This is a genomic window from Caballeronia mineralivorans PML1(12) (assembly GCF_001028175.1).
Lineage (GTDB): Bacteria > Pseudomonadota > Gammaproteobacteria > Burkholderiales > Burkholderiaceae > Caballeronia > Caballeronia mineralivorans.
Genome location: NZ_AEJF01000124.1, coordinates 22,926 through 35,314 on the forward strand (window position 1 = coordinate 22,926; position 12,389 = coordinate 35,314).

A 12,389-nucleotide genomic window follows, 5' to 3' on the forward strand; every position below is an offset into this window, starting at 1 on the left:
GCTGTGAGTCGTCGACTACAAGGTACCGCTTGCATCAAGACGCCGCCAGTGCCCGCAATGCAAAGCGCTTCAGCTTGCCCGTCTCGGTGCGAGGCAGCGCGTCGATAAATTCGATCGCACGCGGGTACTTGTACGGCGCGATCTGCTCCTTCACAAACGTCTGTAGCTGCACCACCAGCTCATCGCTCGCTACATGCCCCGCGCTAAGAACAACAAAGGCCTTGGCAATTTGCCCGCGCTCGTCGTCGGGCGCGCTGACCACTCCGCACTCCGCGACCGCTTCATGCAGCAGGAGCGCGCTCTCCACTTCCGGCCCGGAAATGTTATAGCCGGCGGAGATAATCATGTCGTCGGCGCGGGACTGATAAAAGACGTACCCGTCCGCATCGATGCAAACAGAATCGCCCGGAAGGTTCCATCCGTCACGGACAAAACGGCGCTGCCTCGGATCGCTTAGATAACGGCACCCGGTCGGTCCTTTTACAGCGAGCATGCCGATCTCGCCGGCAGGAACGGGCTGCATGTCGTTATCGACAGCCTGGACCACGTAGCCCGGTACCGCGCGGCCGATCGCACGATCGCGCGTCTCGGCATCGGCGCTCGATATAAAAATATGGATCATTTCAGTGCTGCCGATTCCGTCGATCATCTGCAGGCCCGTGGCCTGTCGCCAGAGTTTGCGTGTGGAGTCAGGCAACGCTTCACCTGCCGAGACGCTTTTTCTCAGGCTCGATAAATCAAACCGCGATGCGAGGCCCGCCATCTGCCGGTAGAAGGTCGGCGCTGTGAACATGATCGTCGCGCGAAAACGCTCGACGACCTGCAGCAGCGTTTCCGGCGTCAGCCGTTCGATCAGCACCGCCGATGCTCCCGCGCGCAGCGGAAAACACAGCAGCCCGCCGAGCCCGAAGGTGAACGCAAGCGGAGGCGTGCCGCAGAAGATATCGTTGGCGGTGGGCTTGAGTACGTGGCGCGGAAACAGGTCGCACATCGCAAGCACGTCGCGATGAAAATGCACGCAGCCCTTCGGCATCCCCGTTGTGCCGCTAGTAAATGCGATCAGGCAGACGTCGTCGGCAGCGGTGTCCACCGCCGTGTAATCGGCGGGTTGAAGTAAGGCGAGCATATCGACCGAATCGGGTCCGTCATCATGAAAGAGTCTTGTTTGCAGCAGGTTTTCGCAAAAATATGCGTTGGCGGGATCACTGCATTGCGCAAGTTCGTCGACCAGTCGCGCGTCGCATAACGCGGCCGAGACCTGCGCCTTGTCGATGATCTGCTTCAGTTCCTTGGCGCGCAAAAGCGGCATGGTCGGCACGACCACCAGCCCCGCCTTCAAGGACGCGAGCCACGCGATCGCCATGTGCAGCGTGTTCGGGCCGCGCAGCAAGATACGATTTCCCGGCACCAGTCCCATCACGCCGGACAGCACATGCGCCGTCTGGTTCACGCGCGTGCGCAATTCGCTGTACGTGGTTGCATGCGGAACACCATCGACGTCCGACCAGATCGCAGGCCGCGTTCCCTGCCCGCGTTCCGGGTGGTCATCGATTATCCGGTCGAGCAATTCGACCGCACAATTCAGGCGTGCCGGATAAGCAACGTCGGGGTTGTCGAGCAGAAACTGCGGCCACTCGCCGGGCGGCGGCAGGTTGTCGCGGGCAAACGTATCGACGTGAGCCGAAGGTTCCATGGTGTGCTCCGATGTTAGTCCGGAATAACGGCAGTGGCTTCGATCTCCACCTTGGCTTCGTCTTCAATGAGCGCGGCCACCTGCACGGCGCTCATCGCGATGTCGTAGTCGCCGATCAGTTCGCGAAACGCGCTGCCCACTTCCCTCAGCGAAGCGACATATTCACGCTTGTCGGTTACATACCAGGTCAGCCGCACGAGATGTTTCGGGCGTCCCCCTGCCACGGCCAGCACGGCAACTATGTTGGCCAGCGCCTGCTTTGCCTGCGCGCCAAAGTCGCTGCTCTGGAAGCGGCCCTGCGCGTCCCAGCCTATCTGTCCTGCTATGAAGACCTGCGTACCGCGCGCGGCAACGCCATTCGCGTATCCGCGCGGCTTGACCCAGCCATCCGGGAGCAATGCTTTTTTCACGACTGTGTCTCCTTGATCCCGGCTGACGCAGCCGGATTGAAACGTGCCAGCGCAGCGCGGATGTCGTCGGGAATATCGATCGACACGCCTGATTCAAGCGATGTGGTGACAAGTACTTGCCGCGCATGAAAGCGCGTTTCGCCGTGCGCCTGCGCTTCTATCACGATGCCAACCGAACGAGCGCCAAAGCGTTCGAGCGTGAGCGACAGCATGAGGGTGTCGCCCATCTGGCTCGGCTTCGAGAACGTGCAATCGAGCTTCACGATGGGCAAGCCGACGCGGCGCTTGCTGATCATCGCGGCATAGTCGATGTCGAGCGCTTCGTTGAACCAGTCCTCGACCAGCGCGTTGGTCATCACGAGATATTGGGGAAAAAATACGATGCCGGCGGGGTCGCAATGCGAGAAGCGAATGCGCACCGGCCGTTCGAAATGCTTCGATGGTCCGCTCATGTTTTTGTCCTTGCAGCGTGAGCTTTGAGCAGATCGCGCCCGACGATCAACTGCTGCACTTCGGTCGCACCTTCGTAGATCCGCAGCGCACGAATCTCGCGATACAGTTGCTCAACCACCGCACCGCTCTGCACCCCGCTCCCGCCCCACAATTGCACGGCGGCATCGATGACCTGTTGCGCCCCTTCGCTCGCATGCCACTTCGCTAATGCGGCTTCGCGCGTGACCGATTTGCCCTGATCGCGCAACCACGCGGCGCGATAAACAAGCAGCGCGGCGCTGTCGATGGTGAGCGCCATTTGCGCGAGCTTCGCTTGCGTCAACTGGAAGTCGCCAAGCGTCTGCCCGAACATCTTGCGCGACGCGGCACGCTCGAGCCCTTCGCTCATTGCACGTCGCGCGAAACCGAGCGATGCCGCTGCGACCGAGGTGCGGAAGATATCGAGTGTGCGCATTGCGAGCTTGAAACCTTCGCCTGGATTACCGAGCAGCGCGGCCCGTGGCACGCGTGCGTGTTCGAATGAAAGACGCGCCAGCGGATGCGGCGCGATCACGTCCAGCCGTTCGGCAATGCGCAATCCCGGCGTATCGGCGTCGACGATAAACGCGCTGATGCCACGCGCCCCCGGCGCCTCGCCAGTGCGTGCGAACACCACGTAGAAGTCCGCGATGCCGCCGTTCGAGATCCAGGTCTTCTCGCCATCGAGCACATACGCGTCGCCATCTTCGCGAGCGCTGAGCGCGAGCGCCGCGACGTCGGAGCCTGCATCGGGTTCGGTCAGTGCGAAGGCGGCGATGATCTCGCCGCTTGCGACACGCGGCAGATAGCGCTGCTTTTGCGCTTCGTTACCCGCAAGTGAGATCGCGCCCGATCCGAGTCCCTGCATGGCGAGCGCGAAGTCAGCGAGACCGCTGTAGCGAGCGAGAGTCTCACGCAGCAGACAAACTGCACGCGTATCGATAGTGTCACCGTGACCGCCGTACGCTGTGCCGCCGACGCCATATCGCAGCCACCCGGCAGCGCCGAGTTCTCGTACGAGCCGGCGACAGGTTGCATCGACGTTCGCATGATCGCCATGGGTATCGCTTAGATGTTCCGATGCCCACGCATCGATACGCGCGCCGAGTTCACGATGCCGTGTTTCGAAGAATGGCCATGCGAGGGCATCGTGGAACGCGTCGGAAGTTGTTTGAGGATGAGCCAACTCAATCTCCCTCGAAAACGGGCCGCGTCTTCGCAGCGAACGCGCGATACGCACGGCCGAAATCGTTGGTCGCCATGCAGATTGCCTGCGCCTGCGCTTCGGATTCGATCGCTTCGTCGATGCTCATGCTCCACTCCTGGTGCAGCATCTTCTTGGTGATGCCATGCGCGAAGGTCGGACCCGACGCAAGATCGAAAGCGAGCGATTGAGCTTCACGCACGACATCGCCGGGCTCGCATAAGCGGTTGTAGAAGCCCCACGCGAAACCCTCGTCGCCACTCGCGGAACGCCCGGTAAAAAGCAGTTCGGCTGCTCTGCCCTGACCGATGATGCGCGGCAGGATCGCACACGCGCCCATGTCGCAGCCCGCCAGCCCCACGCGGGTAAAAAGAAACGCGAGCTTGCTGCGCGCGGTGCCTAGCCGCAGATCCGAAGCCATTGCCACGATTGCGCCGGCCCCGGCGCAAATGCCATCGACTGCCGAAACAATCGGCTGCGGGCAATGGCGCATCGCTTTGACGAGGTCGCCCGTCATGCGCGTGAACATGAGCAGCTCGGGCATCGGCAAGTCCACGAGCGGCGCGATGATGTCGTGCACGTCGCCACCCGAGCAGAAGTTGTCGCCAGCGCCGTGTATCACGACGCTCTTTACGTCGGTAGCGTAAGCGAGCTGCCGGAACAGGTCGCGTAACTCCGCATACGATTCAAACGTCAGCGGGTTCTTGCGCTCCGGTCGGTCGAGCGTGATCGTGCCGACGCCGTTCGTAACAGACCAGCCAAAATGGTTCGCGTGGTAGTCGCCGAGTGTCGTGCGGTTGCCGGCGAAAAGCGCGGCGGTGTTGTCGTTCATCGACTGTCTCCGTATGCGTTCGAGCAAGGCTTCGTTACGAATCCGTACGCTCACGCAAATGCTGTTTAAGCTTGCCAAGCTTCTGGTGCATGCGCGCCTTGTCGGCAAGCGGCAAACCGCCGAACAACTCGACGACCCATTGTTCATGCGCCCGAGCCATGCGATCGAACGACTCGCGGCCGTGCGCAGTGAGGCGCACCGCGAACGAACGGCGGTCATTCGGATCGATATCGCGCACTACAAAACCTTCCTTCTCCAACTGGTCCGTCAGACCGGTCACGTTGCCGCCCGTCACCATCAGACGCCGTGAAAGCTCGTTCATCTTCAGGCCTTCCGGATGGCGCTCCAGTTGCGCCATCATGTCGAAACGCGGCAGCGTGGTGTCGAATTCAGCGCGCAGGCGCTTGCGCAGTTCGGCTTGCACCAGATTGGTTGTGGTGAGCATGCGCAGCCATAAGCGCAGTCCCATGTGACTGTCGACGCCGGTGCTCATCTCGAGGTCGACGACATTGCCGGCGGCCTTGTCCTTCTCGGGCGCAGCGGCTTTAACCGTGCGGGCAGCGGGCTTGTTCACATTACTTCTCCACCTGAAATAGAAATAGTCTGGCCAGTGATCGATCGCGATTCCGGTAGGCAGAGCCATAACGCCGAACTCGCGACTTCGTCCGGCGTCACGAAGCGACGTTGCGGATTCGAGCGCAGCAGCGCTTCGCGTGCCTCTTCCTCGCTACGCCCGGTCTGCGCAACGATCTTTTCGATCGACTGGTCGAGCAGCCCGGTTTCGGTATAACCGGGACACACGGCGTTGACGGTCACGCCACGCGTGGCGACTTCAAGCGCCAGCGAGCGTGTCATACCGATCACGCCATGCTTGGCCGCGCAATACGCGGCCACGTAGGCGTAACCCACCTGGCCCGCGGTACTGGCTACGTTGACAATGCGCCCACTACGACGTTCGAGCATCGCGGGAAGAACCGCTTGTGTGCAGAGGAACACGCCCGTGAGATTCACATCGAGCATGCGTTTCCATAGCGCTAAATCGGTCTTCGTAAACGGCGCGGCTTCGGCTTGCCCAGCGTTGTTCACGAGGATGTCGATGAACCCCTGTTCGCAGGCCGCAGCGAACGCTGTGGCGACGGAATCGGCGGACGTGACATCGACGGTCTGGACATGAACTGTGCCAAGCTCGCTCAATGCTTCGGCCTGATAGGCGAGCCGCGCCGCGTCCCGGCCCATCAGCGTGACCTGTGCTCCCGCTGTTACCAGCAAGCGGGCGATAGCGGCACCAATGCCACTGCCGCCGCCTGTCACCACCGCGTGCTGGCCGCTAAGCGTATAAGCGGTAGTGTTCATGTTTCACCCTCCGAGCGCTGCGCACGCTCACGTTCATAGCCGCGTTCGAGTTGCGACTTCGCCGCGTAATACTGCTTTGGCCAGGCGATATCGGCGTAACCGAGCTTCGCTGCCTGGTCGAGCGTCCACGAAGGATTCGCGAGATGCGGACGCGCCACGGCGCACAGGTCTGCGCGGCCCGCTGCGATAATGCTGTTCACGTGGTCGGCTTCCGAGATCGCCCCGACGGCGATGGTCGCGATACCTGCTTCGTTGCGCACGCGATCCGAGAAAGGTGTCTGGAACATGCGGCCATAGACTGGCTTCTCGTCCTTGCTGACCTGTCCCGACGATACGTCGATCATGTCCGCGCCCGCCTCCTTGAACGCACGCGCGATCAGCACGGCGTCGTCGGGTGTAATGCCGCCGTCTACCCAGTCGTGCGCCGAGATGCGCACGGAAATGGGCTTGTCCTCGGGCCACGCGGCGCGCATCGCCTTGAACACTTCGAGCGGGAAACGCAGGCGATTGGAGGGTGAACCGCCGTATTCATCGTCGCGATGATTGGTGAGAGGAGACAGAAAACCCGACAGCAGATAACCGTGCGCGCAGTGCAGTTCCAGCCAGTCAAAACCTGCTTCCACGGCAAGCTCGGTCGAGCGCACGAGCTGCGCCTTGATCGCGCTCAAATCGTCCGCGCTTGCCGCATGCGACCATTGGCTTATGCCTTTCAAGTACTGCTGCCGAGACGCCGATACGATCGGCCAGTTGCCCTCTTCAAGCGGTCTGTCCGTCCCTTCCCAACTCACACGCGTGGATGCCTTCGCGCCCGCATGACCGAGCTGAATGCCGATCTTCGCATCCGTTTCCCGATGCACGAACTCGACAATTCGCCGCCAAGCGTCACGTTGCGTGTCGTTATAGAGGCCCGGACAACCCGGCGTGATGCGGCCCTCGGGCGAGACGCAGGTCATCTCCGTCATCACCAGCGCAGCGCCGCCCATGGCGCGCGCACCGAGATGCATCAGATGGTAGTCGCCTGCAATACCGTCGACGGCCGAGTACTGAGCCATTGGAGAAACCACCACACGGTTCTTCAGCGTCACGCCGCGTACGGTGAATGGCGTGAACATCGGCGGGACGGAACGCTTGCTGCCGCTACCGATATCAAGTCCCGAGCGCTGCGCGATCCAGTTTTCAAACTCGCCCAGATAGGCCGCGTCACGTGAACGCAGGTTCTCATGCGAGATGCGTTGCGAACGCGTGAGCAGCGAGTAAGCGAATTGCTCGGGCTCGAACGATGCGTACCGCTCTACGTTTTCAAACCATTCCGTGGAGTTGCGCGCGGCGTTCTGGATACGCAGGACATCGACGCTGCGAACTTCCGTGTAGTGATCGAGCGCTGCCGCGAGATCGCCCGGATGCGCCGCGATGCTGTTCGTCAGTTCGATCGCATCTTCAAGCGCGAGCTTGGTACCGGAGCCGATCGAGAAGTGCGCCGTATGCGCGGCATCGCCCATCAGGACGACGGGCGTCACGCTGCCGTCACTGTTCGCGCGGTTATGCACCCACGTTTCGTTCACGATGCGCGGAAACCGGATCCACTGCGAGGAACCGCGCAAATGCTGCGCGTTGGACTTGAGCGCATGGCCGTCGAGATATTTCGCAAAGAGCCGTTCGCAAAACGCGATACCGTCTTCCTTGCTCATTTCATCCAGGCCCGCCGCACGCCAGACCCGTTCGGGCGCTTCCACAATGAACGTAGACATATGGTCGTCGAAGCGATACGCATGCGCCTGGAACCAGCCGAACTCCGTCTTTTCGAAGGCGAACGTGAAGGCATCGAACAGCTTGTCCGTGCCGAGCCAGACGAAGCGGCAGTCACGCAGATCGATGTCGGGTTTGTACGTGGCCGCGTATTTCGTGCGCACGACGCTGTTGGCGCCATCGCACGCGACGATGAGGTCGGCGTCATACGATTCGTCGCTCGCGACTTGCGTTTCGAACACCAGCTTCACGCCGAGCGCCTCGGCACGCGCCTGAAGAATGTTCAGCAGGCGCTTGCGGCCGATGCCGCAGAAACCGTGTCCGGACGAGCGCAGCGTGCGGCCGTTGATATGGATATCGATGTCGTCCCAGTGATTGAACGCATCGAGAATTGCCGCGGCACTCGCCTCGTCCGCGCGACGCAGGTTGCCGAGCGTCTGGTCGGAGAACACCACGCCCCAGCCGAAGGTGTCGTAAGGCCGATTGCGCTCCACCACCGTTACATCGTGAGCGGGATTTTGCTTCTTCATCAGCAAGCCAAAGTACAGACCCGCGGGGCCGCCACCGATACAAACGATGCGCATGATGCGCTCCATGCTGAAGAGTCAGTGTTAATTTAGGCTTCGATAGTTTAGGTGTCAAGTAAATTTATAAAGGAAGCGTCTCGTTCGCCCAGTCTCTGATTCGAAAGAATAAAGTCACTCACGGCGCTTTTCACGATGTGGGGTGCAATGAGCCTGTACGCGTCTGAGTTACTTCTGGACGGGCAAGGGACCGGGCCATACTCTGGCCGACGAGCGACAGGTGGGCGATCCTCTTTAATGGAACCGAGGCTCGCTAATTTATGGGCGCCACGTAGGCGGTGTTGCTAACCAAATTTGTCGAAACAACAAGCACCTGAGCGAGCGCGTCGGCATCATCGGGGTTTGGGACTGACTGTGCGCAGTGGATTTGTTAATTGGGAGCGACGACAAGGATTTTGAACGTGCCGGGAACGACGGACGGATAGGGGCTGGGCGGTACAGGTGCTGCTAATGTCGCTGTCGGCAAATATACCCGTCCCGTATTGATATCGACAGAGCCCAAGCGCGCGCCTTTTTGGGTCACGAGGTTCTGAACGACGGCAATCTTTCGCGGGTTGCGGATGGAGATGACAGTCAATGTTCCATCCGCTCCACCCGGGATGAAAACAAGCCTGCGTCGTGGGTCGAATATGACCGCATCCGCGCCTTTACCCACGCTGAGACTTGCGACTTCCTTGCCGCTATCAGCGCGTACGAACTTTGCCAATCCATTAGCGCAAACCGAGATCAGCAACTGATCGTCATGGTCGTAGGCAAGACCTGTGGGATCTTCGCAACCGGCCAAGGGAATGCGGCGCACGATATGTTTTGCAGCGATATCGGCGGCGACGATTTCATTTACCTTGCCGTCATTGACGTTGATATAGACGCTTCCGTTCCCATCGGCGGCAGCAAACTCAGGGTTACCGCCAACGGTAATCGTATCGACCACCCGCAACAGTTTCTGGTCGATCAGGAGCAGGATCCCGGTTCGCCATTAACGGCGACCATCAATCCGGTTTTCGGTTCAACAACCAATGCGTCCAGGGTATGGCTGCCGCCGATCGGATCGTATTGTGCGGTTGAGATATCCGCCAGAATTTTTCCGCTGACGCCTTCGAATATTTTCACCGACTCGCTTTTACTATCGGCCACGGCGACTTTGCCATCGCCCAACACTGCGACACCGTGTGTCACGCCGGCGGCCAGAAGCCCCGTGTTCAGTCTGCCAGTTTTGAGATCTAACGCCGTTACGCCGCGTTGCGCCAGATAAAGGCGCCCGGCATCCTCATCGATGGTGGCATAGTCCCACGATCCGCCTGATCCTGCGATCTGTGCTGTAACCGAATAGGTTGGCCTCGCCTGTGCCACTGCGATGTTGGTCGAAAGCAACATCGTTGTCAGCCAGAATGCCCATTTAACGCGGTGTGCTCTATTCACGATCGGTTCCGTTGGATTTGTGCATCGTATCAATAATCCGGCAGTGCTATGAGGTATCCGCACCCGAAAAGGTTCCGTCGCGCTAAGGCGTTGAGGTAAAGTTCGATAGACAAATTTTCCGAAGCTTGGGATGAGGAAGATGCTGCGAAAGGCGGTGCCGGTGGGATTGACGAAGGTTCTGAAGCGACGGCACTATCCGCTGGACGTGATTCTACGGTGGGTACGCTGGTATGTGGCGTACTCGCTGAGCCTGCGCAATCTTGAAGAGATGAATTTTCGTTGTGCCAGCAACATCCTGTCTGGCATCGAAACGATGCATATGATCAGAAAAGGACAGATGAAAACGGAGCATGGAACTCATCAATCTGCCGCCGAGCAATTTTACTCATTAATTATATAAGCAGTCCTTCTAATTTCGTGCCTGATCGGCAGTATGGCCTTATCGCGACAGAACCGTCAGATAAGCGGACAGGCGTTTCCGTTCCGCGCGTCAGCGATGAAGATACGGCCGATTACCGATCGCAAACCTCGACCGCTGCGCGTTCCGTCGATGACTTTAACGAATCTCCACCTCGATAAATATCACCTCATGATCGGTCGCGTTGACGACGTTATGTTCTACGCCTTGTAACCCGGCGTAGCTGCGCCCGGCCTGCAGTTGCGAATCCCGGTTTCCCTGTCTGGTCTCGAGCAGAAGCGCGCCGTCCGTTTGCGGCACGACGACATAGTCATGCCCGTGAACATGCCAACCGGTTTCGGCACCGGGCGCGAATCGCCACTCGGTGACAATCACACGTTCGTTCGATACTTGTTGCGTCGGGATTGCTTGCGGACGATTCATCAGAGTTTCTCCAGTCAAGTGAGGCGACAAAGATTCGGCGGAACATCAGTCGAGCGACGGGATGGTCGCCTCGGAAACGCCTAATCGGTTGTTCGCAGCGCGTTCGTAGCTGCATCTGTGACCTGTCGGGCGCGATCCGTTTGAAGCACATTCTGCGCACAAAGGATGTCGTTCGACATATACAGTACGTTTGTTTCTATCAGCACAGTTGGCGCTGCCGCGGTGTGGCGCGTCAGACGCGATGCTGAAAGGAGCGCACAGTTACGCAGAATGCAGGCAGATTCTGCGTGAGCCTGGTAATGTGAAATCAGGAATCCGAAGCGATATCAAGAATCGCGTGGGCCCTAACCGGAAACGTACCCATCCCCCGGATTTTCGGAGGAACCGCCCAGAAGCCGAAGCCGTCAATCGGTAGGGCCGACAGGTTGGTCAAATGTTCGACAATAGGAATTCCGGCCCCAAGCAGCACCGAATGCACCGGACGTGCCGGGTCCGTTGTGTCATCAATGTTCAATGAGTCGATACCCACGAGAACCGCTCCTTCGTCGCGCAGGTACTCGGCAGCGGTCTTCGTTAAAAACGGGTGACCCTCAAAGTATTGATCCGAACGCCAGTGCCGATCCCAACCCGTATTCACCAGGACGGCGCGACCGTTCACATTAACCGCAGCAAAATGAGTCCAGTCAATCGACCGCGTTTCCATACCGGTCAGGCGCACAACGACACCAGCGATGTTGGACATGCGCGGCAATGGCATGGTGGACAGATCGTTTCCGTCCAGATAGCGGTGATATGGCGTATCGATGTAGGTTCCCGTGTTCGCCACCATGTCGATCCTGCCGATCTGGAACTCAGTGTCAGCCGCATACGCGCCACGCGACTGGATATGCGAAATGTGATCGCAAATCAGTGGCGCCGGCAGGCCCTTGTAAGTGATCATCCCGTTTTCGATCACGTGACTCAGGTCGATCATCGAGGACTCCTGCTCACTCGAAAGCACGACCTGTCGCGAGGCACGCTTGTGCTGCTCCTCGATGATCTGTTTGTTCAGGATATTGACTTTACCCACCATCAGCAGACGAAGGTCCTTGACGATATAGGCCGCCAGTGCGTCGTCGGCGATCCCGCCTCCATCGATATCGAGGCGAAAACCCTGGCCCTGGATGCCGCCGCCGTTTGAAAACTCCACTTCGAAATCGAAACTGACGCGTTTGTCGACCATGATCTGCCTATTCACAAGGATGAGTTGGCGCGGGCGCGGTGCTCGCGCACTTTTGCCCGATTGCCGCAGCCCGACGCCGAAGAACACCAGCGGCGTTTACCGGGCCTGGAGGTATCCACAAACACCATCCGGCACTCGGGACAGGTCCGAATACGCGAGCGGCGCTCACCCAGAATCAGCTCAATGGCATCGGCTGCGATTGTCGAAAAAGCGGCCTTGACAGGGTATGAGGCCTCAAGCTCGAAGTGCACCCCTTTAATCACTGGGCGCAGAGGCATCTGTACAGACCACCGGTTGATGGTCTTGACATCCCCAATTGCTGCCGCGGTCCCATCGATAGCGGTAAGCGCAAGCCGGTAGATCGCATCGCGAAGCTCGCGGGCGTCGGCAAGATTCGCGGCCGTGGCTCGTTTACGAAAAGGACAAACCAAGCGCGCGGCATCAAGCCATCGATCAAGATCGCCAGACGTGACAAGATGCTCCACCGGTTCGGCGCGGCGATTGCCGAGCGTGTCCACGAAATCCAGGCAGAGACTGCCACTAATAAACTCGAAGTTCGCTCTACTCATGTAACCATAATAACAGGTTACACAGAGGCGTCAAACTTTGGGCAA

13 protein-coding genes and 2 pseudogenes are annotated in these 12,389 nt (G+C 59.5%); 2 read left to right on the forward strand and 13 right to left on the reverse strand.

Translation table 11 applies throughout. From position 1 onward, the window contains the following. Positions 1 to 34 precede the first annotated feature (34 nt). The 10 genes from EOS_RS19985 to EOS_RS20030 all read right to left on the reverse strand — a co-directional run bounded on the left by EOS_RS19985 (position 35) and on the right by EOS_RS20030 (position 9,712). Positions 35 to 1,693, reverse strand: a complete 1,659-nt coding sequence (locus EOS_RS19985; RefSeq protein ID WP_047848422.1) for an AMP-binding protein — start codon at positions 1,691 to 1,693, stop codon at positions 35 to 37. A 14-nt stretch (positions 1,694 to 1,707) separates the two neighbouring features. After that, the gene (locus tag EOS_RS19990) at positions 1,708 to 2,103 is read right to left on the reverse strand and encodes a RidA family protein (RefSeq protein ID WP_047848423.1); all 396 of its coding nucleotides are present in this window, start codon (positions 2,101 to 2,103) and stop codon (positions 1,708 to 1,710) included. Then, complete coding sequence (locus tag EOS_RS19995) at positions 2,100 to 2,555, reverse strand: acyl-CoA thioesterase (RefSeq protein WP_047848424.1); 456 nt, start codon at positions 2,553 to 2,555, stop codon at positions 2,100 to 2,102. Before EOS_RS19995 ends, EOS_RS19990 begins: the two co-directional genes overlap by 4 nt. Further along, complete coding sequence (locus EOS_RS20000; RefSeq protein WP_047848425.1) at positions 2,552 to 3,760, reverse strand: acyl-CoA dehydrogenase family protein; 1,209 nt, start codon at positions 3,758 to 3,760, stop codon at positions 2,552 to 2,554. The genes EOS_RS19995 and EOS_RS20000 overlap by 4 nt, the downstream gene beginning before the upstream one ends. A 1-nt stretch (position 3,761) precedes the next feature. Continuing rightward, positions 3,762 to 4,610: an enoyl-CoA hydratase family protein gene (locus EOS_RS20005; RefSeq protein WP_047848426.1), complete on the reverse strand. Its 849-nt coding sequence runs from the start codon at positions 4,608 to 4,610 to the stop codon at positions 3,762 to 3,764. A gap of 34 nt (positions 4,611 to 4,644) precedes the next feature. Beyond that, on the reverse strand, positions 4,645 to 5,184 hold the full coding sequence (locus tag EOS_RS20010) for a MarR family winged helix-turn-helix transcriptional regulator (protein ID WP_047848427.1): 540 nt from the start codon (positions 5,182 to 5,184) through the stop codon (positions 4,645 to 4,647). Beyond that, positions 5,181 to 5,963: an SDR family NAD(P)-dependent oxidoreductase gene (locus EOS_RS20015; protein WP_047848428.1), complete on the reverse strand. Its 783-nt coding sequence runs from the start codon at positions 5,961 to 5,963 to the stop codon at positions 5,181 to 5,183. Before EOS_RS20015 ends, EOS_RS20010 begins: the two co-directional genes overlap by 4 nt. After that, positions 5,960 to 8,293, reverse strand: a complete 2,334-nt coding sequence (locus tag EOS_RS20020) for a bifunctional salicylyl-CoA 5-hydroxylase/oxidoreductase (protein WP_047848429.1) — start codon at positions 8,291 to 8,293, stop codon at positions 5,960 to 5,962. Before EOS_RS20020 ends, EOS_RS20015 begins: the two co-directional genes overlap by 4 nt. Before the next feature lie 370 nt (positions 8,294 to 8,663). Next, positions 8,664 to 9,224 carry a YncE family protein gene (locus EOS_RS20025; protein ID WP_152693150.1) on the reverse strand — a complete coding sequence of 187 codons (561 nt, stop codon included), beginning with the start codon at positions 9,222 to 9,224 and terminating at the stop codon, positions 8,664 to 8,666. 20 nt (positions 9,225 to 9,244) lie between these two features. Then, positions 9,245 to 9,712: a YncE family protein gene (locus EOS_RS20030; protein WP_152693151.1), complete on the reverse strand. Its 468-nt coding sequence runs from the start codon at positions 9,710 to 9,712 to the stop codon at positions 9,245 to 9,247. A gap of 130 nt (positions 9,713 to 9,842) precedes the next feature. On the opposite strand from EOS_RS20030, the pseudogene EOS_RS48185 reads away from it, so the two are divergent. Together EOS_RS48185 and EOS_RS49295 are read left to right on the forward strand one after the other, a co-directional pair. Beyond that, positions 9,843 to 9,983: pseudogene (locus EOS_RS48185) on the forward strand (IS6 family transposase); the annotation flags it as partial. Further along, positions 9,984 to 10,112, forward strand: a pseudogene (locus tag EOS_RS49295) (IS6 family transposase); the annotation flags it as partial. A 156-nt stretch (positions 10,113 to 10,268) separates the two neighbouring features. Here the strand turns inward: EOS_RS49295 and EOS_RS20040 are convergent. The 3 genes from EOS_RS20040 to EOS_RS20050 all read right to left on the reverse strand — a co-directional run bounded on the left by EOS_RS20040 (position 10,269) and on the right by EOS_RS20050 (position 12,344). Next, complete coding sequence (locus EOS_RS20040) at positions 10,269 to 10,553, reverse strand: cupin domain-containing protein (RefSeq protein WP_047848433.1); 285 nt, start codon at positions 10,551 to 10,553, stop codon at positions 10,269 to 10,271. Positions 10,554 to 10,860: 307 nt separating this feature from the next. After that, the gene (locus EOS_RS20045; protein WP_047848434.1) at positions 10,861 to 11,775 is read right to left on the reverse strand and encodes a cyclase family protein; all 915 of its coding nucleotides are present in this window, start codon (positions 11,773 to 11,775) and stop codon (positions 10,861 to 10,863) included. Between the two features lie 11 nt (positions 11,776 to 11,786). Continuing rightward, positions 11,787 to 12,344 carry a CGNR zinc finger domain-containing protein gene (locus EOS_RS20050; protein WP_047848435.1) on the reverse strand — a complete coding sequence of 186 codons (558 nt, stop codon included), beginning with the start codon at positions 12,342 to 12,344 and terminating at the stop codon, positions 11,787 to 11,789. Between the last annotated feature and the right edge of the window lie 45 nt (positions 12,345 to 12,389).